The 20,771-nt window shown below is 67.8% G+C and carries 22 protein-coding genes; 13 read left to right on the forward strand and 9 right to left on the reverse strand.

From position 1 onward, the window contains the following. Positions 1-21 precede the first annotated feature (21 nt). From yidD to M9902_RS01275, 3 genes are all read left to right on the forward strand, one after another. Positions 22-240, forward strand: coding sequence for a membrane protein insertion efficiency factor YidD (gene yidD, locus M9902_RS01265; RefSeq protein WP_297172598.1), 219 nt, complete (start codon positions 22-24; stop codon positions 238-240). A gap of 96 nt (positions 241-336) precedes the next feature. Next, the gene (locus tag M9902_RS01270) at positions 337-1,683 is read left to right on the forward strand and encodes a dihydroorotase (protein ID WP_297220626.1); all 1,347 of its coding nucleotides are present in this window, start codon (positions 337-339) and stop codon (positions 1,681-1,683) included. Further along, entirely contained in the window at positions 1,680-2,561 is an 882-nt protein-coding gene (locus tag M9902_RS01275) for a M23 family metallopeptidase (protein WP_297220627.1), read from the forward strand. The genes M9902_RS01270 and M9902_RS01275 overlap by 4 nt, the downstream gene beginning before the upstream one ends. A gap of 99 nt (positions 2,562-2,660) precedes the next feature. On the opposite strand, the gene folE2 is transcribed toward M9902_RS01275, so the two are convergent. The 5 genes from folE2 to efp all read right to left on the reverse strand — a co-directional run bounded on the left by folE2 (position 2,661) and on the right by efp (position 7,223). Further along, the gene (gene folE2 / locus M9902_RS01280) at positions 2,661-3,587 is read right to left on the reverse strand and encodes a GTP cyclohydrolase FolE2 (RefSeq protein ID WP_297220629.1); all 927 of its coding nucleotides are present in this window, start codon (positions 3,585-3,587) and stop codon (positions 2,661-2,663) included. Positions 3,588-3,662: 75 nt separating this feature from the next. Further along, positions 3,663-4,343 carry a phytoene/squalene synthase family protein gene (locus tag M9902_RS01285; RefSeq protein WP_297220631.1) on the reverse strand — a complete coding sequence of 227 codons (681 nt, stop codon included), beginning with the start codon at positions 4,341-4,343 and terminating at the stop codon, positions 3,663-3,665. Further along, positions 4,340-5,059: a phosphoglycolate phosphatase gene (gene gph / locus M9902_RS01290; protein WP_297220633.1), complete on the reverse strand. Its 720-nt coding sequence runs from the start codon at positions 5,057-5,059 to the stop codon at positions 4,340-4,342. The genes M9902_RS01285 and gph overlap by 4 nt, the downstream gene beginning before the upstream one ends. Before the next feature lie 17 nt (positions 5,060-5,076). Continuing rightward, entirely contained in the window at positions 5,077-6,420 is a 1,344-nt protein-coding gene (locus tag M9902_RS01295; RefSeq protein WP_297220635.1) for a TRZ/ATZ family hydrolase, read from the reverse strand. Between the two features lie 236 nt (positions 6,421-6,656). Next, the gene (gene efp, locus M9902_RS01300) at positions 6,657-7,223 is read right to left on the reverse strand and encodes an elongation factor P (RefSeq protein ID WP_297172620.1); all 567 of its coding nucleotides are present in this window, start codon (positions 7,221-7,223) and stop codon (positions 6,657-6,659) included. A gap of 92 nt (positions 7,224-7,315) precedes the next feature. Between efp and epmB the strand changes: the two genes are divergently transcribed. The 8 genes from epmB to M9902_RS01340 all read left to right on the forward strand — a co-directional run bounded on the left by epmB (position 7,316) and on the right by M9902_RS01340 (position 15,016). Beyond that, complete coding sequence (epmB, locus tag M9902_RS01305) at positions 7,316-8,362, forward strand: EF-P beta-lysylation protein EpmB (protein ID WP_297172625.1); 1,047 nt, start codon at positions 7,316-7,318, stop codon at positions 8,360-8,362. 38 nt (positions 8,363-8,400) lie between these two features. Beyond that, on the forward strand, positions 8,401-10,503 hold the full coding sequence (locus M9902_RS01310; protein ID WP_297220638.1) for an EAL domain-containing protein: 2,103 nt from the start codon (positions 8,401-8,403) through the stop codon (positions 10,501-10,503). A gap of 72 nt (positions 10,504-10,575) precedes the next feature. After that, positions 10,576-11,481: a tRNA glutamyl-Q(34) synthetase GluQRS gene (gluQRS, locus tag M9902_RS01315; RefSeq protein WP_297220640.1), complete on the forward strand. Its 906-nt coding sequence runs from the start codon at positions 10,576-10,578 to the stop codon at positions 11,479-11,481. Positions 11,482-11,523: 42 nt separating this feature from the next. Then, positions 11,524-12,264: an acetoacetyl-CoA reductase gene (phbB, locus tag M9902_RS01320; protein ID WP_297172633.1), complete on the forward strand. Its 741-nt coding sequence runs from the start codon at positions 11,524-11,526 to the stop codon at positions 12,262-12,264. Between the two features lie 86 nt (positions 12,265-12,350). After that, a complete protein-coding gene (locus M9902_RS01325; protein ID WP_297220643.1) occupies positions 12,351-12,806 on the forward strand; it encodes a cytochrome c in 456 nt (151 codons plus the stop codon). Positions 12,807-12,839: 33 nt separating this feature from the next. Next, complete coding sequence (locus M9902_RS01330) at positions 12,840-13,340, forward strand: DUF456 domain-containing protein (RefSeq protein ID WP_297220645.1); 501 nt, start codon at positions 12,840-12,842, stop codon at positions 13,338-13,340. A 57-nt stretch (positions 13,341-13,397) separates the two neighbouring features. After that, on the forward strand, positions 13,398-14,417 hold the full coding sequence (locus M9902_RS01335; RefSeq protein WP_297220647.1) for a mechanosensitive ion channel domain-containing protein: 1,020 nt from the start codon (positions 13,398-13,400) through the stop codon (positions 14,415-14,417). 110 nt (positions 14,418-14,527) lie between these two features. Then, positions 14,528-15,016, forward strand: a complete 489-nt coding sequence (locus M9902_RS01340) for a TerB family tellurite resistance protein (protein ID WP_297173189.1) — start codon at positions 14,528-14,530, stop codon at positions 15,014-15,016. Here the strand turns inward: M9902_RS01340 and M9902_RS01345 are convergent. Beyond that, positions 15,006-15,488: a DUF488 domain-containing protein gene (locus M9902_RS01345; RefSeq protein ID WP_297220649.1), complete on the reverse strand. Its 483-nt coding sequence runs from the start codon at positions 15,486-15,488 to the stop codon at positions 15,006-15,008. The two genes, M9902_RS01340 and M9902_RS01345, sit on opposite strands and share 11 nt — an antisense overlap. Before the next feature lie 186 nt (positions 15,489-15,674). Between M9902_RS01345 and M9902_RS01350 the strand changes: the two genes are divergently transcribed. Further along, on the forward strand, positions 15,675-16,469 hold the full coding sequence (locus M9902_RS01350) for a ferredoxin--NADP reductase (protein WP_297220651.1): 795 nt from the start codon (positions 15,675-15,677) through the stop codon (positions 16,467-16,469). Positions 16,470-16,511: 42 nt separating this feature from the next. Here M9902_RS01350 and M9902_RS01355 read toward each other — a convergent pair whose 3' ends face one another. Both M9902_RS01355 and M9902_RS01360 read right to left on the reverse strand, forming a co-directional pair. Then, positions 16,512-16,919, reverse strand: a complete 408-nt coding sequence (locus tag M9902_RS01355; RefSeq protein WP_297173181.1) for a hypothetical protein — start codon at positions 16,917-16,919, stop codon at positions 16,512-16,514. After that, entirely contained in the window at positions 16,916-17,398 is a 483-nt protein-coding gene (locus tag M9902_RS01360) for a glutathione peroxidase (protein WP_297220653.1), read from the reverse strand. The genes M9902_RS01355 and M9902_RS01360 overlap by 4 nt, the downstream gene beginning before the upstream one ends. A 129-nt stretch (positions 17,399-17,527) precedes the next feature. Between M9902_RS01360 and M9902_RS01365 the strand changes: the two genes are divergently transcribed. Beyond that, the gene (locus tag M9902_RS01365; protein ID WP_297220655.1) at positions 17,528-19,696 is read left to right on the forward strand and encodes a M3 family metallopeptidase; all 2,169 of its coding nucleotides are present in this window, start codon (positions 17,528-17,530) and stop codon (positions 19,694-19,696) included. Positions 19,697-19,733: 37 nt separating this feature from the next. On the opposite strand, the gene M9902_RS01370 is transcribed toward M9902_RS01365, so the two are convergent. Further along, entirely contained in the window at positions 19,734-20,582 is an 849-nt protein-coding gene (locus M9902_RS01370; protein WP_297220657.1) for a DUF3298 and DUF4163 domain-containing protein, read from the reverse strand. Positions 20,583-20,771 lie beyond the last annotated feature (189 nt).

The following is a 20,771-nucleotide window of genomic DNA, read 5'->3' on the forward strand; positions in this document are numbered from 1 at the left end:
ACGTCGCCTGTCAGCCAAATCGTGATCGCCAAGCTCCTTATCGCCCTGCTGCGCGGCTACAAACGCTGGATCAGCCCGCTGCTGGGTCAACGCTGCCGGTTCGCGCCGACCTGCTCCGAATACGCCATGGAGGCCTTGGCGCGCTTTGGCGTGGTCAAGGGCGGCTGGCTGGCCATGCGTCGGGTCGGCCGCTGTCATCCATTCCATCCGGGCGGCCACGATCCGGTTCCACCGGCCTGAAGGCGCCGCGCTGCCGCCGCCGCGCAGAATTCCGTTCCGCCGGCGCCGGCCTGACCGTCGCATCCGGACTGCCCCACCACTGCACAAGGAAAGCCCATGAGCTCCACCCTGATCGTCAACGCCCGCCTCGTGAACGAAGGCCGCGAATTCGACGGCGACCTGCGTTTTGCCGACGGCCGCATCGAACGGATCGGCAGCGGTCTGGCCGCACGCTCCGGCGAAACCGTGATCGACGCGGGCGGCAAGCGCCTGCTGCCGGGGATGATCGACGACCAGGTGCATTTCCGCGAACCCGGCATGGAATACAAGGCCGACATCGCCACCGAATCCGGCGCTGCGGTGGCCGGCGGGCTGACCAGTTTCATGGACATGCCCAACACCCGCCCGCCGACCCTCGACGCCCCCGAGCTGGAAGACAAATACCGCCGCGCCGCCGGCCGCGCCCGCGCCAACTACGGTTTCTACATGGGCGCCAGCAACGACAACCTCGACGCCATCCGCGCCATCGACCCGCTGGCCACGCCCGGGGTGAAGGTGTTCATGGGCTCATCGACCGGCAACATGCTGGTGGACAACCCGGTGACTCTGGACGGCATCTTCGGCGAAACCCCGGTGCCGATCATCACCCATTGCGAAGACACCCCGATGATCAACGCCAAGCTCGCCGAATACAAGGCGAAATACGGCGAGGCCATCCCGGTGGAATGCCACCCCGACATCCGCCCGCGCGAGGCTTGCATCAAGTCCACCCGGCTTGCGCAGTCGCTGGCGCGCCGCCACGGCACCCGCCTGCACGTGCTCCACATCAGCACCGCCGACGAGGTGGCGCTGTTCGAAGCCGGCCCGCTGATCCGCGCCGACGGCAGCCGCAAGCAGATCACCGCGGAAACCTGCGTGCACTACCTGCACTTCGCGCGTCCCGATTACGCACGGCTGGGCAATTTCATCAAATGCAATCCGGCCATCAAGGACGAGGCCGACCGCGCTGCGATCATCCAGGGCTTGGCCGAAGGCCGCCTCGACGTGCTCGCCACCGACCACGCGCCGCACACGCTGGAAGAGAAGAGCAAACCCTATGCCGAAGCACCCAGCGGGCTGCCGCTGGTGCAGCACGCCCTGCTGCTGGCGCTGGAACAGGTCCACGACGGGCGCCTGACCACGGCGCAGGTGGTGCAGCGCTTTGCCCACGCGCCGGCGCAGCTGTTCGACGTGGCGCAGCGCGGCTTCCTGCGCGAAGGCTACGCCGCCGACCTGGTGCTGGTCGAAGACGCGCCGCTGCCGGTGCGTCGCGAGGACGTGCTGTCCAAATGCGGCTGGTCGCCATTCGAGGGCATGACCTTCCGCTCGCGGATCGCTTCCACCTGGGTCAACGGCGTGCTGGCTTGGGACGGCTCGCGGCTCATCGGCGCGCCGCAGGGCCAGCGGCTGCGGTTTGACCGATGAACGCCCGCTGGCTGCCTGCCCTGTTGTTCGCCATCGCCGCCGCCGGCGCCCAGCAGGCGGTATCCGCCAGCGGGCCCGCGCCCACCCAGCAGGCCGGTCCGGTGATCGGCGGCGGCGCGATCCCGGCAGGGGAAACCCGCCTGCCCGCCTCGGTACCGCAGGGCAGCATGGTGCTGGGCAAGACCGACCCGGCGGCCCGCGTGGAATACGCCGGCCGCACGCTGAAGGTGACGCCCTACGGCAGCTTCGTTTTCGGCATCGGCCGCGACGCCACCGGCATCGTGAAAGTGCGCATCAAGCCGCCGGCCGGCGACTGGGTCGAGCACAGCATCCGGATCACGCCGCGCGACTGGCCGATCGAAGCCGTGCGCGGCGTGCCGCCCGCCACCGTGAATCCGCCCAAGGCCATCGCCGAGCGGATCGCCCGCGAGCAGGCCGCGGTGGCCGCCACACGCACGCGCGACGGCGACGAACTCGGGTTTGCACAAATCTTCATCCGCCCGCTCGACGGCCGCATCAGCGGGCGCTTCGGCCGCGCCCGCAGCTACAACGGCCAGCCCGGCGCACCGCATTCGGGGATGGACATCGCCGCCGCCAGCGGCACGCCGGTCAAAGCTCCGGCAGCGGGGCTGGTGATCTTCGCCGCACCCGATCTGTACCTGACCGGCGGCACCCTCGTCATCGACCACGGCCACGGCATCAGCAGCACCTTCCTGCACCTGTCGCGGATCGACGTGCAGGTGGGCGATGCGGTGCGCCAGGGCGATGCGGTCGCGGCGGTGGGCGCCACCGGCCGCGCCACCGGCCCGCACCTGCACTGGGGCATGAACTGGTTTGACGTGCGGATCGACCCGCAGCTGGTGCTGGAACGCAAATAGCTGCGACGCGGCATGCCGCGGATTCTTGTGGGAGCGCACCGCAGGGGCGCGATGCTCTGCGTGGCCCGGGAAAGAGCGTCCGCGCCCTGCGGTGCGTTCCTACGCCGGATTGCGGCCGCTGACCGACGCCACCGCGTCGTGCGGGTGCAGGCTTTCCAGGTGCGCCGCGCGCACGCTCCACGCCGCCACCCGGGAATCGGCTGCCAGCGCTGCCGCAATCCGCCGCGCCGCGTCTTCGCAGAACATCAGGTTGGCGCCGTTGGCCAGCGCAAAGGCCTGTTCGTCCTCGCGCTTGACCGCCGTCTGCACCGGCGTGCCGAGCGCAGCTTCCACCGCATCGATCAGCGGTTCCAGCGGCAGTTCATCGAACGCCGGGCGCAGCTCCACCCGCAGTTCGGCGCGGCTGCGCTGGGCGTGCGGGGTGGCGATCATGCCCGACTCGCTCTCCAGCCAATCGCGCACGGCCGCCGCCGGCGGCGCAGGATCGACCGCAAAATCCTCGCTGAACCGCTGCGCGTTGGCCTGACGCGCCAGCGCCGCCGAGGCCGGGCAGGTGCTGGAATACTCGACCGAGAAGCCCAGCGTCAGCCGCAGGTGGCCCTCGGTCAGTTCCGCTTCGATCTCGACCGGATAGCGCTTCCAGCCGGCGTTGTCGCTGCGCAAGGCACGACGCAGCAGCAGGCGGTCGAAGCGCAGCCGCAGCCGCGCCCGATCGGCCAGTCCTTCCTGCGAGGCCACGCAGGCATCCAGCAGCCGCCGCAGCGTCGGCGCGCCCAGAGTTTCGCTGGCCAGCGCCTGCTGCAACCGCAGGTACAGCCGCGACATGTGGATGCCGCGTGCGGCCGGATCGCGCAGGTTGACCGCGACATCCACCGCCGCCGGCACCAGCATCGGAACACCGTCCGCGCCGTCCACCCGGATCGGCAGGGTCATCCCGTCCATGCCGACCCAGTCCAGCGGGCGCGCCAGCGGCACCGCGTCGAAGGCGACATCAGGCAAGGGCAAGCGCGGGAATGCGTTGTGCATCGCGACATTCTACCGGCTTCGCTTTGACGTGGCTTGACGCACCCGCAACGCTGCGTTCGCCTCCTGGGCAACGGCTTAGGTCAGCGCCTGCTCGCGCGCCGCGCGCCAAGCCGTCCACAGGGCACGAAAGCGGCCCGGCTCGGGCGGCTTCCCGGCGAGCAGCCGCTGCAGGCGCAGCCGCACCAGCGCGGCGTGGATGCGCTCGGGCCGGCTACCGGCATCGAAACGCGGCTGAAGGAGCAGACCGCGGGCGCTGATCTCGCCCGGGGTGCCGCTGGGCGGCTGGCGCAGGGCGCGTTCGCCCAGCAGCACCACGGCCGTGGTCCAGCCGGATGCCGTCGGGTGGGCGTCGAACAAGACAGAAGACACCTGCGCCAGCCCGGCGGAGAACGGTTCCAGACCCTTGGCCGCCGGCGCCAGTTCACCGATCTGGGTGCGGCTGGCGCGCAGCGCGGGAATCCCGGCCGCCAGCGCTGCCCAGGCCGCAGGCTGCTTCTGCAACACCCTTCCCAGTGGATGTCGGCGCGCGCCCTGCGCCCAGCCGGACAATTCCTCTGCCCACCAGCCCAGTTTGGCCGCGCCGGGGGTCGGATCGCTGCCGCTCCAGGCCGCATCCGCCAGTTCGCTGCGCAGCGCCAACCAGGCCATCGCCAGTTCACGCTGCGGTTCGGGAATGAAGGTCTCGACGACCGGCCATTCCGGCCAGCGCGCGCGCCACTTGTCGAAGAAATGGCGCAGATCGTCGGGGTCGCTCATACCCGCGCGCCCCGGACCGCCATGCCCCAGACCGCCTGGTTCAGCAGCGCATCGACGCGGGCCGCCAGCGCCTCGGCGCCCCACCCGGCCGGGTCGTCATCCGCCAGCCGATAGCCCCACAGCGCCACGATGCAGTACATGTGCGCGGCGCGGGCCGCCTGCACGTCGCGTTCGTCATCGCCGACATACACGCACTGCGCGACGGCAACGCCGAGGCTGGCGGCCGCGTGCAGCAGCGGCAGCGGGTCCGGCTTGCGCTGCGGCAGGCTGTCGCCACCCACCAGCACCGCACAGCGCCGGGTCCAGCCCAGCGCGTCAAGCACCTGCCGCGCCAGGTATTCCGGTTTGTTGGTGACGATGCCCCAGCGGCTGCCGGAGGCCTCGATCGCCGCCAGCAGCGACTCGACGCCTGCAAACGGTGCGCCGTGCCGGCCCAGTTCCTGCGCATAGACGTCGAGGAATTCGCGGATCAGGGCGTCGGGCACCTGCCCGCCCAGCTCGGGAAAAGCCACCGCGCTCATCGCCCGCGAGCCCTTGGACACATGCGGGCGCAGCTCGGCCAGGGCCAGCGCCGGACGCCCGCGCGCGGCGCGCATGCGATTGACCGTTGCCAGCATGTCGGGCGCGCTGTCGAGCAGGGTGCCGTCAAGGTCGAACAGCACCAGAGGGGGAAACGACGGTCCCGGAGTGGCTGCGTCGGCGGCCGGTCGCTTCACGCGGCTTTCCGATTCGGTCACGCCGGGCGCACCCGGGCGATGCGTTCGCGCCAGGATCCGGCGCTGGCCAGCACCGCGTCGAGGTCGATGCCGACCACGTCGCCACGGTCGAGCTTGCGGACGCCGGCAACCCAGACATCGCTGACCTGGCGGCGGCCGGCCGCATACACCAGCTGCGAGATGACGTGGTGCAGCGGCTGGGTTTCCGGCGCCGACAAATCAATGCAGGCCAGATCCGCCTCCTTGCCCACTTCAATGCTGCCGATCCGCTCGCCAAGGCCCAGCGCGTTGGCGCCGCCGAGGGTCGCCGCGCGCAGCGCCTCGAAGGCGGGAAAGCCGGCGGCGTCTTCCGCTACCGCCTTGGCCAGCAAGGCGGCCGTGCGGGTTTCGCCGACCATGTCGAGGTCATTGTTCGAGGCGCAACCGTCGGTGCCGATGGCCAGGTTCACCCCGGCCGCGAGCAGCTTGCACACCGGGCTGAAGCCGGAGGCCAGCTTCAGGTTCGACTCCGGGCAGTGCACCACGCTCACGCCGCGCTGCGCGCACAGCGTGATTTCCGCATCCGTGAGCTGGGTCATGTGGACCGCGATCAGACGATCGTTGAGCAGGCCCAGCCGGTCGATGCGGGCGAGCGGGCGCTGGCCGTGCTTGTCGATCGACTGCTGCACTTCCTGCGCGGTTTCGTGCAGGTGCAGGTGGACCGGGATGTCGAGCTGGTCGGCCAGCATCCGGATCCGCTCGAAGTTGGCATCCCCCACCGTGTAAGGCGCGTGCGGCGCGAACGCGGTCGCCACCAGCGGGTGGCCCTTCCACTGGTCGTGGACCGCGCCGGCACGTTCGAAGTATTCGTCATCGCTGGCGGCCCAGGCGGTCGGGAAATCGATCACCGGCAGCCCTACCAGCGCGCGGAACCCGTGCTTGGCATAGGTGGCCGCCTGCACGTCCGGGAAGAAGTAGTTTTCGTTGCAGCATGTGGTGCCGCCGCGCAGCATTTCGACGATGGCAAGCTGCACGCCGTCTTCGACGAAACCCTGCGACAGCACCGCCGCCTCGATCGGCCAGATGTGCTGTTGCAGCCACACCTTCAGCGGCAGGTCGTCGGCGACCCCGCGCAGCAGGGTCATCGGGTTGTGGACGTGGGCATTGACCAGGCCGGGGATCAGCGCCGCCTCCGGGCGTCGCACCGTTTCCTTCGGCAGGAAACGGCTCGCCGCTTCGGCGCTCGGCAGCAGGGCAAGGATCCGACCGCCCGAGATGGCAACGGCATGGTCTTCCAGCACCACGCCGTGGGGCACGATCGGCACCACCCAGCCGGCTTCGATCAACAGGTCGCAGGTTTCAAGCGGAACACGTTCGCTCATGACTCTCGCCCTATGCTCTTGATCCACATTGCCCCGAAAAACGGGTACCGCTAGAAATTCTTGCGACCTACTCGCCGCGACAAAATCTTGATCGTCATTCCCGCGAAAGCGGGAACCCATGGACTTTGAGTTTCTTGGTCAGAGTCACGACACGAAAAAGACCAACGTCCTTGGATCCCCGCTTTCGCGGGGATGACGGATTCGCCGTGCAGCGCTGCGCGTTCGCTGCGAACCAATCACTTCACCCGCGAGACGTATTCGCCACTGCGGGTATCGACCTTGATGATTTCGTCCTGGCCGACGAACAGCGGCACCCGCACCACCGCGCCGGTTTCCAGCGTGGCCGGCTTGCCGCCGGTGCCGGCGGTGTCGCCCTTCACGCCGGGGTCGGTTTCGACGATCTTCAGTTCGACGAAGTTCGGCGGCGTCACCTGGATCGGGTTGCCGTTGAACAGGGTGACGACGCAGGTTTCCTCGCCCTTGATCCACTTGGCGGCATCGCCGACGCCGGCCTTGTCGGCCTGCACCTGCTCGAAAGTTTCCTGGTTCATGAAGTGCCAGTATTCGCCGTCGGTGTACAGGTACTGCATGTCGGTATCCACCACGTCGGCCGCTTCGACCGAATCGGTGGACTTCATGGTGATTTCCTGCACCCGGCCGGTGCGGATCTGGCGGTAGCGCACGCGGGTGAACGCCTGGCCCTTGCCGGGCTTGACGTAATCGGTCTCGGTGATGACGGAAGGCTCGTTGTTGACCAGGATCTTCTGTCCGGCCTTCACGTCGTTCATGCCCAGGCTGGCCATGGGGTACTCCTTGGGACCGCCCGCCGGGCGGCATAGAATGTGGGGTTTCAGGGGAAACGCGGCGGCAGCGCCGCGTACCGAAGCGGTCGTACATGATACCCGTAGCCTCAACGCCATTGCAGCAAGCGCAGGAAACCCGCTGGCAGGCGCTGTGGCGGCAGGCCGTCCGCGATCCGCGCGAACTGCTGGCCCTGCTGGGGCTGGAAACCCAGGCGCAGCGCATTTCCGAGGCCGCCGCCCGGCAGTTCCCGCTGCGGGTACCGCGCGGCTTCATCGCCCGCATGCGCCACGGCGATCCGGAGGATCCGCTGCTGCGGCAGGTCCTGCCGGTTCTGGACGAAGAGCGCGTGGTGGCAGGCTTCGAACTCGATGCGGTCGGCGATGGCGCGGCGCGCCGTGGTGGCGGCGTCATCCACAAATACGCCGGCCGCGCCCTGCTGATCGCCACCGGCAGCTGCGCGATCAACTGCCGCTACTGCTTCCGCCGCCACTACCCCTACGCGCAGGACACGGCGGCGGCGGCCGGCTGGCGCGAAGCCGTTGCCAGGCTGCGTGAGGATGCCTCGATCCACGAAGTGATCCTGTCCGGTGGCGATCCGCTGTCGCTGGCCGACCACAAACTGGCCGAACTGACCGACGCGCTGCGCGCGGTGCCGCACATCCGCCGCCTGCGCATCCACAGCCGGCTGCCGATCGTGCTGCCCGAGCGCGTCGACGCCGGCCTGCTGGATTGGCTGCGCGGCCTGCCGTGGCCCGCAACTCTGGTCGTGCATGCCAACCATAGCAACGAATTCGACGCCAGCGTCGATGCCGCCATGGCGAAACTGCGCAGCATCGGAATCACCCTGCTCAATCAGGCCGTGCTGCTGCGCGGCGTCAACGATTCCGTCGCGGCGCTGGCCACCCTGTGCGAACGCGGCTTCGAGGCAGGCGTGCTGCCCTATTACCTGCACCAGCTCGACCGCGTCGTCGGCACCGCGCACTTCGAGGTCAGCGACGCCCGCGCGCTGGAACTGCACGCCGGGCTTTCGGCCACCCTGCCGGGCTATCTGGTGCCGAGGCTGGTGCGGGAGATCGCCGGCCAGCCGGGCAAGACGCCGCTGGCGCAGGCTGCATCGGGCACGGCAGCGGCCGTATGATGTAGCCTCTTCCCATCGCCGCCACGATCCCCCGACGCATGGCCATCACCAAGGACACTGCCCTCCGACTGATCATCGTGACCGACCTGGTCAACGAAGCCGAAGCGATGGTCAGCCGCCTGCGCAACTCGGGAATCGCGGTCCGCCCGACCCGGCCCGAGTCGCTGGACGAGCTGGCGCAGGCACTGGCCCAGCAGCAGCCGGTCGACATGGTGCTGGGCGACTACGGTTCCACGCAGATGCCGTTCGAACAGGTGGCCAAGATGGTCATGGGCTGCGGCAAGGACGTGCCGCTGCTGGCGGTGCTGGACGGGGTCACCGACGACATCCTCGAAGACGTGCAGGCGCTGGGCGCGCAGGCGGTGGCGCTGCGCGAGCGCCCGCAGCAGTTCCTGAAGAATATCCTGACCGAATGGAACGACCTCGACGCCCGTCGCTCGCAGCGCCGGCTGGAGGCGCAGATGCGCGAAACCCAGCGCCGCTGCGACATGCTGATCGATTCCTCGCGCGAGCCCATTGCCTACATCCACGAAGGCATGCACATCCGCGCCAATCAGGCGTATCTGGAAATGTTCGGCTTCGAGTCCTTCGAGGACATCGAGGGCATGTCGCTGCTGGATCTGGTGGCACCCGGCGACGTGGGCAACTTCCGCACCCTGCTCAAGGATCTCGCCAGGGGCGAAGCGCCGCCGCCGCGCTACGAACTCACCGCGGTCGACAGCGAGGGCGGTGAATTCCCGGCGGTCATGGAGTTCTCCGCCGCCGAGTATCAGGGCGAGGCATGCCAGCAGATCATCTTCCGGCACCAGGCGATCGAAGCCGACCCGGAGCTCGAACGCGAGTTGGCACAGCTGCGCGAGCGCGACCAGGCCACCGGACTGCTCAACCGCCAGACCTTCCTGAAGCATCTGGAAGATGCCGTCATCGACGCCGGCAAGAATCAGGCGCAGTACGGCTTCCTGCTGTTCGAACCGGACAGCTGGCAGCGCACCCTGCAAGGCGTCGGGCTGGACAGCGTCGATGAGCTGTTGGCCGCGATCGCCGAGTTCCTGCGGACGACGCTGGGCAACCCGGACGAGGCCAGCGGGATCCGGCTGGGGCGCTTCTCCGACCACGGCTTTGCGGTGCTGGCGCCGGGCGACCACGCCCAGAACAAGGCGTTGGCCGAACGCATCCTGGCCGCTTTCCCGACCCGGGTGTTCGCGGTCGGCGACGGCTCCAGCACCTTCTCGGTCAGCATCGGCGGCGTCCAGATCAGCGAAAAGACGGCCAACGTCAACCAGGTGCTCAGCCGCGCCAGCCACGGCATGCAGTCCTCGGCCAGCACTGGCGGCAACCGCATCGAGGTGTTCGATCCGGGCGCGATCGACCGCGCCGAGGCCGAACGCATCCAGGCCTGGGTGAACCGCCTGCGCGATGCGCTCGAGAACGACCATTTCCTGTTCCATTACCAGCCGGTGATTCCGTTGCTCGGCGCGCCCGGCGGCATCTACGAAACCTCGCTGCGGCTGGAAGGCGACAACGGCGAAAGCGTCACCGACATGAGTTTCCTGCAGATCGCGGAGGAGCACGGCCTGCTGGGCGACATCGACCGTTGGGCGATCGAAAATGCGATCGAGGTGGTCGCCTCGCGCAACAGCGGCCCCAAGCCGGTGCGCTTGATCGTGCGCATCACCCAGGCCTCGCTGACCGACGAAGGGCTGCCGGGGTTCGTCGGCGGTCTGCTCGCACAGCACGGCGTGACGGGTTCCAGCCTGCTGCTGCAGATCCCGGAATCCACCGTGTTCACCAACCTGGCCGATACCCAGACCCTGACCAGCGCCATCGGCAAGCACGGCTGCCAGATCGTCCTCGAACGCTTCGGTGCCGGCCTGGACTCATTCCAGCTGCTGTCCCACTTCACGCCCGGCTTCATCAAGCTCGACCCCAGCTTCATGGAAGACCTCGCCAAGAACGCCACCAACCAGCAGAAGGTCCAGGAAATCACCCACAAGGCGCGCGATCTCGGGATCATGAGCATTGCCGATGGGGTGCAGGACGCCAGCAGCATGACCGCGCTGTTCTCCAGCGGCGTCGACTACGTGCAGGGCGAGTTCCTGGCGCAGTCCGGCCCGGACATGAACTACGATTTCGAGAGTTGAGCCAAGGCGGGTGCCTCCAGCGTTGCCCGCCGCACGTGGACGACCGGCCACGGATCATTCACGAGGGAGCGGATGCCCGCCACGCCAGCCGCCCGCGGTCGCTTCGCCCCTTCCCCCACCGGGCCGCTGCACGCCGGCTCGCTGCTCGCCGCGCTGGGAAGCTGGCTGGTTGCCCGCCAGTCCGGCGGCCAGTGGCTGATCCGGATCGAGGACATCGACCCGCCGCGTCAGCGCCCCGGCGCCGCGGCTGACCAGCTGCGCACGCTCGCCCGCTTCGGTCTCGACCACGACGGCGCGGTCGAATACCAAAGCCGACGCGGCGCGCTTTATCAGGCCGCAATCGACCGCCTGCTGGCCGCCGGCACGGCCTTCCCCTGCCACTGCAGCCGCAGCGATCTGGCCGCCAGCGGTGGCATCCACCGCCGCTGCATGGCCCGGTCCGAACGCCCCGACCCTGCCATCCGGCTGCGGGTGCCCGAACGCTGCACGATCGGTTTCGATGACGCCATCTGCGGGACGATCCGGCAGCGCGTCGACGTGGACGTCGGCGACTTCGTCCTGCGCCGGGCCGATGGACTGTGGGCCTACCAGCTGGCGGTGGTCGTGGATGACGCCGAACAGGGCATCAGCGAAGTCGTGCGCGGCGCCGACCTGCTTGACTCCACCCCGCGCCAGATCCTGCTGCAACGCGCGCTGGGCCTGCCAACGACGCGCTACGCGCACCTGCCGCTGCTGCGGGACGCAGACGGGCACAAGCTGTCGAAATCCTCGGCGGCGCTGCCGGTCGATGCCGACCGGCCGCTGGACGCGCTGGCACGCCTGTGGGGATGCCTCGGGCAGCGTCCACTGCCACCGGCTCGAAGCGTGGGCCAATTCCTCGAACTTTCGCTCGACCAGTTCCGGCTGGAGCGAGTGCCGGCCAGCCCGTTCACTTCCCTCGCCGCAGCGCACAACGCGGATTCAGCGTCTGCCGTCTAGAATCACTGCGGCTGGAGATTCGATCCATCAAGGAGCGCGCACATGACATCCCGAGTTGCACTGGTCACCGGCGGTACCGGCGGCATCGGTACCGCCATCGTCAAGGAACTGGCCCGAAAAGGGCACCGCGTCGCCACCAACTACCGCAACGAGGCCAAGGCCAAGGCCTGGCAGGAGCAGATGCATGGCGAAGGTTTCGACATCCTGATCGTCCACGGCGACGTCAGCTCGGCCGAAGATGCGGCACACATGGTCCAGGAGGTCGAAGCCAGACTCGGGCCGATCGAGATCCTGGTCAACAACGCCGGCATCACCCGCGACGGCACCTTCCACCGGATGAAGCCGGAGCAGTGGATGGACGTCATCAACACCAACCTCAACTCGTGCTTCAACGTGACGCGCCCGGTGATCGAGGGCATGCGCGAGCGCAAATGGGGACGGATCATCCAGATCAGCTCGATCAACGGTCTCAAGGGCCAGTACGGTCAGGCCAACTACGCGGCAGCCAAGGCCGGCATGCACGGCTTCACCATTTCGCTGGCCCGCGAGAATGCGCGCAACGGCATCACGGTCAACACGATTTCCCCGGGCTACATCGCCACCGACATGGTGATGGCGGTGCCGGAGGAAGTGCGCGCCAAGATCGTCGCCGACATCCCCACCGGCCGCCTCGGCACGCCGGAGGAAATCGCCTACGGCGTGGGCTTCCTCGCCGATGACCGCGCCGGCTGGATCACCGGCTCCAACCTCGACATCAACGGCGGCCACCACATGGGCTGGTAAGCTCGCGTTTGCCATCCCGCGGCGGCGCGCCTTGCCCGGGGCGCGCCGTTTCCATCTTGCCCCGCGAACCTGCCCACGGAGTCCCCATGCCCAGCCCCGATCCCGCCCCCAATGACGTCCCCCGAGCCAAGTCCCGCGGCGGGCGCTACCTGTTCCTGCTGATCCTGGGTTTCGTGATCGGCGTGATCGCCACGGTGATGGGCATGCGTGCGCTGCAGGCGCGCCAGGATCCCTTCCCCGATGCGCTGATGCACGTGCAGGGCTGGCACATGGACCAGCTGAAGGCTTCGCTGGACTCGAATCACTGCAGCCCCACCGCCGCGCTCCCGCACCTGCAGGCGCTGCGGATGACCTCGGAGAATCTCGAAGACGCCTTCCCCGGACTGCGTGATGACGAACGCTTCCGCAGCGCGGCTTCCGCGATGCGCGCGGCTGCCGACAAGGCGATCGCCACCCCGCCGCTGAGCTGCGCGGCGTTCGGCGCCACCCTCAAATCGATGGGCGAAACCTGCCGCGGCTGCCACCGGGATTTCCGCGACTGAGCCGGTCGCGGCCACAGGCAGCCGGCTGATTCGATGGACGGACACGTCCTGCTCTACGCGCTGGCCGGCCTGCTGATCCTGATCGGGCTGGTCGGAATCCTGCTGCCCCTGCTGCCCGGCATCCCGCTGATGTTCGCGGGGATGCTGCTGGCGGCCTGGGTCGACGATTTCCGGCACCTTGGTGTCGGGCTGCTGTCGACGCTGGCGGCGTTGACCCTGGCCTCGATGGCTCTCGACTTCTGGGCCACGGCGCACGGCGCCAGGCGCGTCGGCGCCAGCCGCACGGCCATGTGGGGCGCGGCGCTGGGCACGCTCGTGGGCCTGTTCTTCGGCCTGCCGGGCCTGCTGCTGGGGCCCTTCGTCGGCGCGCTGGTCGGAGAACTGCTCGGCGTGCGCAGCCTGCGCGCCGGGGCCATCGGCCAGGCCACCAAAGTCGGGGCCGGCACCTGGCTCGGTATCCTGATCGGGATCGGGCTCCGGTTTGCGCTGGCTTTTGCAATGCTGGGCATCTTCGCATTCGCCTGGTGGTTTTGATCCGACGACCGGCAGCACCCGCCCCACCACCCGAACGATGTTTCACCTTCACGCCTCATGACCTTCCAGCCCGCCCTCCCACACGCCACCCTTTCCGACCGCTTCACCGCTGCACTGGACCAGGTGCAGGAAAAGCTGGTGCATCTGCTGGCCAGCGCCCCGCTGCTGCTGCTGGCCCTGCTGATTGTCTTCCTGTCAATCTGGCTGGGCGGCGTCCTCAGCCGGCGCATGCGCGTGCTGCGCCGGATCAGCCAGAGCAATCCCTACATGGAAGGCCTGCTTCGCAACACCGTGAAGGTGCTGGTCGGGCTGGCCGGGGTCCTGGTCGCCCTCGATCTGCTGGGCGCCACCTCGCTGGTTGGAGCGGTGCTCGGCTCGGCCGGCGTGGTCGGCCTGGTGCTGGGCTTCGCCTTCAAGGATATCGCCGAAAACTACGTGGCCGGGGTGCTGCTCAGCATTCGCCAGCCATTTTCCCCCGGTGACAGCGTGTGCATCGATATCCACGAAGGCAGCGTCATCGCCCTCACTTCGCGGGCCACGGTGCTGATGACCGCCGAAGGCCACCATCTGCAGTTGCCCAATGCGCTGGTGTTCAAGTCGGTGCTCCTCAATTACTCGCGCAACCCGCAGCGCCGGTTCAATTTCGATCTCATGGTGGGGCATGGTGCATCGCTGCACACCGCGCTGGATGCGGGCATCGCCGCGATCGCCGCCATCGACGCCGTACTCGCCGATCCCGCCCCCGACGGCAGCGTGTTCAGCCTGGACAATGACGGTGCCGTGCTGCGCTTCACCGGCTGGATCAACCAGACCCGCAACGATCTGACCCGGACCCGCAGCGAGGCCCTGCGCCGGGTGCGGCGGGCGCTTCGCCAGCACGGCATCGCCCCGCCGGAGGCACGGACCCGGGTGAACCTAGTGCGCAACGACGTGCTGGGAACGCTGCCCGGCGAGAACGGACAGGAACGCGACACCTCGGTCGATCACACCCTGGACGAGCAGGTCGATCGCGCGCAGCGCGCGGCCGATGCGGGCAATCTCCTCGAGCCGACGCCACCGCCCGCGGTCGGGCCCTGACCGGCGTCTCGGGAACCCGGTCACGAAACCCGGCGACCGCCCGCCGGCCCCCTTTTCAGCAGGCCCGAAGTAGCGCAGGATGGGCTCGGGTCAATTCGGGAAAGGGGATCATGGCAGAGAACGACAAGCACTCCGGCATGCGCGGCGTCTTCAACGACATCCGCCTGCTGCTCAGTGACATGCTCGGGTTGGGCAAGCCGGACGCCGAGCGCAGAATGACCATCGAGGTCTTCTTCGGAATGATGGGCTACGTCGCCAAGACCGACCGACTGGTCAGCAGCCACGAGTCCAACGTCGCCAACACCGTGATGGACGAGATCGACCTGTCGCTGGCCGAACGTGAAATCGCTTCGTCCGCCTTCGATCGCGGGATGAGCCGGAACATCAACGCCCAGGCGGAGTTGCTGCGGTTCACCGACAGCCACAAGCCCGGCTCCGAGCAGATCGACCGGCTGTTCGACATCCTGGTGCGGCTGGCCGCTTCCGACAGCCGGCTGGACGTGCGCGAACACGATGCCCTCAAGGAGATCGCCAAGAGCCTCGGGCTGCCGGCCACGGCGGTCGACAACAAGCTGGCGCTGTACACCATCAAGCGCTGAGTGCGGGCGCTCCGGGATAGCGCAGGACATCGTCCACCAGCAGCGCGCCCGGCTGCAGGGTGTGGCGCATGTGCTTGCCCGGGCCCATCAGGTGTTCGACCGTCCAGCCGCGGACCGTGAAATCGTCGGCGATGAGGCGGCGGTGACAGCGCCACCACACCGCTTCGGCGCACATCACGCAGGCACGCTTTTCCTGCGCCAGAGCCATCAGCTCGGCGCGGCCCTGCCGGTACTCGGCGCTGGCCAGATGGTCGGCATAGGCGCGGAAGGCCTCGACCCGCCAGCCGAGATTGACCGATCCTGCTGCCGGGCGGCGCCGTCCGCCCAGCGCCGGCAGGGCGCGATAGCCGATTCCGGCCACGGTCAGCGCTGCCGGCAGGACGTCGCGGGAATATTGCGGGTTGTGGCGCGAGCCGGCAAAGCGACGGACATCGACCAGCACCTCGATATCGACCTCGCGCAAAAGGGCCACGAAGTCCGGCCACGGGCGAGTCGAATGTCCGATCGTCCACAAGATGTGCAGCGGCTCTGCCACAGCGGAAGCATGCGCTTGCGACGGTCGAATCGTGCTTCACGCAGGAGAATTTTGCTCAGGATCAAACCTCATGTTGCGCTGCGGCGTAAAATCCCCATTCATCCAGTCTGAGCCCCCACGCGCATGGCCGCCCCTTTCGGCACCGAAACGGTGCTCGACGTCCGCCACTGGACCGATTCCTACTTCAGCTTCACCCTCACCCGCGATGACGGCTTTCGTTTCGACAACGGCCAGTTCGTGATGATCGGGCTGGAGGTGGAGGGCAAGCCGCTGCTGCGCGCCTACTCGATCGCCAGCCCGAACTGGGACGAGCAGCTGGAGTTCTTCAGCATCAAGGTGCCCAACGGGCCGCTGACTTCGCGCCTGCAGCACATCCAGCCGGGCGATGTGGTGTTGGTCGGGCGCAAGCCCACCGGCACCTTGCTGATCTCCGACGTGCACCCGGGTCGCAATCTGTATCTGCTGGGTACCGGCACCGGGCTGGCGCCGTGGCTGGCGATCATCCAGGATCCGGCCACCTACGAGCGCTTCGAGCGCGTGGTGCTCTGCCACGGCGTCCGCGAAGCCCGCGATCTGGCTTACCGCGACTACATCGAACGCGAACTGCCGCGCCACGAGCTGCTCGGCGACCTGCTCCGCGACCGCCTGCTCTATTATCCGGCGGTCTCGCGCGAGGCCTTCGACTACAACGGCCACGACCACCGCGGCCGCATCACCGACCACCTTGAACAAGGGCGGATCGCGGCGGCGCTCGGGCTGGATCCACTCGATGCCGCACGCGACCGCGCCATGGTCTGCGGCAGCCCGCAGATGCTCGCCGACTTCCGCCACATCCTCGACGCACGCGGATTCAGCGCCTCGGCGAAGATCGGTGTTGCCGGTGAATACGTGTTCGAACGCGCGTTTGTCGAGAGGTGAAAGCCCGTCGCGGCTGGCCGCACCTGAAGCACCGATGAGGCCTCAGGCATCCTCGCCATAGCGCAACCACAGCGATGCTTCGGCTGCGTCGGAGAACACCCGCACCCGGTAGCCGCGCTCGCGTCCCATCATCTCCACCGCTTCGATTTGCGGCATCTGGTCCGCCCGCCCCTCCACATAGGCGATCTGCAACTCGCGCAAGCCGGAATGCTGGATGACCTCGAACAATTTCGGCAGGTCGGCTTCCGCCAGTACCTCGCTCGGAAGCTCGTCGAGCACCAGCAATTGCCGCGCGCCGCGCGCCTTCGCCTCCGCGCCGATCCGCAGCCAATACGCACTGCTCGCGGCAAGGCTCGCCGCGAGATTGCCGATCAGGCGCACGGTCAACCGCGGCGCGTCATAGCTGAATTCCAGCCGATATTCGCCGCTCGGAGCATCGTTCCGACTCATGCGATCGTCCTTTCAATGGCGGCGCGCAGCGCCTCCGGCGTGGTGGTCGGCGCGTATCGCTCCAGCACCTGGCCATCGCGACCAATCAGGAACTTGGTGAAATTCCACTTGATCGCACCGATCCCGAGCAACCCGCCCTTCTGCGCCTTCAGCCACTTCCACAGCGGATGCGCGCCCGATCCGTTGACCTCGACCTTGGCGAACATCGGGAAGCTCACGCCGTAGGTCAGCGAACAGAACTGGCGGATTTCCTCGGCATCGCCAGGCTCCTGGTGGCCGAACTGGTCACAGGGAAAGCCCAGCACCACCAGCCCGCGCTTGCGGTAGTCCTTCCACAGCTGTTCCAACCCGTCGTATTGCGGAGTGAAGCCGCAGCGACTGGCCACGTTGACGATCAGCAGCACCTTGCCGCGCCAGCGACCCAGCGGACCGGGGGTGCCATCGAGGGCTACGGCTTCGAAGTCAAACGCGCTTTCCATCACATGCCTCCCCCGAGGCGGCAACGCCTCACATTCAACATACGCGACAAGCCGCCAACACCGGACGCACGGCGGGTAAAGCCTGCATGCGCTACCCTACGCACTTCGTTGCAAACACCGGCAAGCTCAATGACCGCCCCCTACTCCACCCTTTTCGCCTGCGCGCTCACCCTTGCGCTCAGCGCCAGCCCGATGACGACCCACGCCCAATCCCGGACCACCACCCCGCCCGCCGCGAGCTACAGCGGCCCGTTCGCCGCGCCCAGCCCGCTCGACCTGCACTACCCGCAGTTCGACCGGATCAAGGACAGCGATTTCGCGCCCGCCTTCGACGCCGGCATGGCGCAGCAGCTGCGCGAGATCGACGCGATCGCCAACAACCCGGAAGCGCCGAGCTTCCAGAACACCATCGTCGCGATGGAGCGCAGCGGCCGCGTCCTCGACCGCGCCTCCAACGTGTTCTTCAACCTGGTCGGCACCGACAAGAACCCGGCGCGCGCCGCGCTGGAAGTCGAATACGCGCCGAAGTTCGCCGCCCATCGCGATGCGATCTCGCTCAACCCGCAGCTGTTCGCCCGCATCAAGACCCTGTACGACGCGCGTGCCGGGCTTGGCCTCGACGCCATCGACCTGCGTCTGCTGGAGAAGCGCTACCAGGACTTCGTGCGCGCCGGCGCCGCGCTGAACGATGCGCAAAAAGCGCGGATTCGCGCCATCAATACCGAGCTGTCACAGCTGGGCACCAAGTTCGACCAGAACGTGCTGGACGAGGTCAACGATTCGGCCATCGTGGTCGACAGCCGCGACCAGCTCGCCGGCATGAGCGACGAGCAGATTGCCGCCGCCGCCGAAGCCGCACGCACCCGCAACCTGCCGGGCAAGTTCGTGATCGCGTTGACCAATACCACCGGCCAGCCGGCCGAAGCGCAGCTGCGCAACCGCGCCCTGCGCGAGCGCCTGCACCGTGCCTCGGTCGCGCGCGGCAGCCGCGGCAACCAGTGGGACAACACCGGCGTGGTTTCGCGCATCCTCAAGCTGCGCGCCGAACGCGCCCGCCTGCTGGGTTATGACACCTACGCCAATTTCATCCTCGCCGACGAGACCGCCGGCAATCAGGACAACGTCAACCGGATGCTCGGCCAGCTGGCGCCCAAGGCGCTGGCCAATGCCCGCCGCGAGGGCGCCGACCTGCAGGCGATGATCGACAGCGAACAGCAGCACGCCGGTGCGCCGAGCTTCCAGCTGGAACCCTGGGATTGGGCCTACTACAGCGAGAAGGTGCGCCAGGCCCGCTACAACTTCGATGAAGGCCAGCTCAAGCCCTACTTCGAGATGAAGAACGTGCTGGAGAACGGCGTCTTCTACGCCGCCACCCAGCTCTACGGCATCACCTTCAAGGAACGCACCGACCTGCCGAAATACCATCCGGACACATGGACCTATGAGGTGTTCGACAAGGACGGCAAGCCGCTGGCGATGTTCATCTTCGATCCCTACGCGCGCGCGACCAAGCAGGGCGGCGCATGGATGAACACTTATGTCGCGCAGTCGGACCTGACCGGCGAACAGCCGGTCGTGGCCAATCACCTGAACATCCCCAAGCCCGAGGCCGGCAAGCCGACCCTGATGACCTGGGATGAGGTGACTACCGCGTTCCACGAATTCGGCCACGCCCTGCACGGGTTCTTCCAGAACGTGCGCTATCCGTACTTCTCGATGAACGTGCCGCGGGATTTCGTCGAATACCCGTCGCAGTACAACGAAATGTGGGCCGACTGGCCGCAGGTGCTGGCGCACTATGCGCACCACTACCAGACCGGCGAGGCGATGCCCAAGGAACTGCTGGACAAGGTGATCGCCGCATCGAAGTTCAACCAGGGCTTTGCCACCACCGAGTATCTGGAAGCGGCGATGCTCGACCAGCGCTGGCACCAACTGCCGCTGGAGCAGATCCCCGATGCGTCCGGCGTGATGGCCTTCGAGACCCGTGCGCTCAAGGCCGATGGCTTCGACTACGCCCCGGTGCCGCCGCGCTATCGCACGCCCTACTTCAGCCACATCATGGGCGGCTACGCGGCCGGCTACTACGCCTATATCTGGTCGGAAGTGCTGGCCGCCAACACCACCCAGTGGATCAAGGACAACGGCGGCCTGACCCGCGCCAATGGCGATGCCCTGCGCGCCAAGGTGCTGGCGCCGGGTGGCGAGATCGACCCGGCCAAGCTGTTCCCGAATCTTGCCGGGCACGAGGCGACGATCGAGCCGCTGCTGGAACGGCGCGGGCTGGACGCGAACTGAAGGCAACGCGGATGGGAGCCGCGCGCAGAGCGCGCTCCTATTCGCCGCGGAACAGCTCCCGATACTCTTGTGCCACCAGCGGACGCAGCACGCTGGCCGGCACTTCCACGGCCTGCTGTCCGGCCTCGTAAGGCGCCACCTGCTGCGGAGGAAACACGAAACGCAGCGAGCGGATGCTGCCGTCGGCATTCATCACCGGCTCGAAGCGGGAAAAATTGCGCACTTCTGGCGCGGTGCCGGCGCTGATCGCCGCGCTGCCGCGGCGCATCTTCGGCGCACGCTGCTCGGGCGGCACCTCGTCCTCGTCAAGCTGCTGCGACAGTTGGGTCATCAGCTGGTCGCGAACGTAATCGGACACCGGCTTCCAGTCCCGCGCCTGCGGAATGAGTTGCTCGGCGGCCAGCATCTGCTGCATCTGCGGCAGCCAGACAAAACGCTCGACCAGCGGCGTTCCGTGTTCCCCGCCGGTGTAGCTGGTCCCATCCACGCCCACCACCACCACCCGCGGCGTTTCGACGAGAGTGGTAAACGGCAGGCTCAGGTCGAACGGCGCTTCCGGCTTCGCGCCGTGCAGTCCATCCACCGCCTGCATCAAACGCGCCCGCGAGGCTTCGGCATAGTCATGCAGCGCCCGCGCCAGCGGCGGATATTTGCTGGCCGCCTGCGGGTAGCTGATGCCGATGATGTAAGCCGGCGTGGTCTCGATACTGTCCTTCAGCGTCACCGGTTGCTCGGTCTCCGGTTGCGCCGCCGCGGGTGCGGCCTGCGCTGGCGGATTCACGCCGGGGCCGGATTGCGGCGCATCGCGATTGCACCCGACCAGCAACCCCAGCGCCAGGACCAGCGCAGCCTGCAAGGGGTGAGGGCGGATCGACGAGACGGGCACAGCGAACTCCGGTGCTGATTGAATCAGTGCGATGCCCCGCATTTTCTCACGACCATCCACTTTGGGAAGGGGCGTACCCGCGGGAGGGAAGGCAGCTCGATCTGCGACGGGATTCGTGTCGACCCGACACACGGCAACAGGATTCCGTGAAATCGAAAGTTCGCGACCCGGCGCGCCAGGCTCGAACAT

The organism is Thermomonas sp. (assembly GCF_023953935.1).
Classification (GTDB): Bacteria; Pseudomonadota; Gammaproteobacteria; order Xanthomonadales; family Xanthomonadaceae; genus Thermomonas.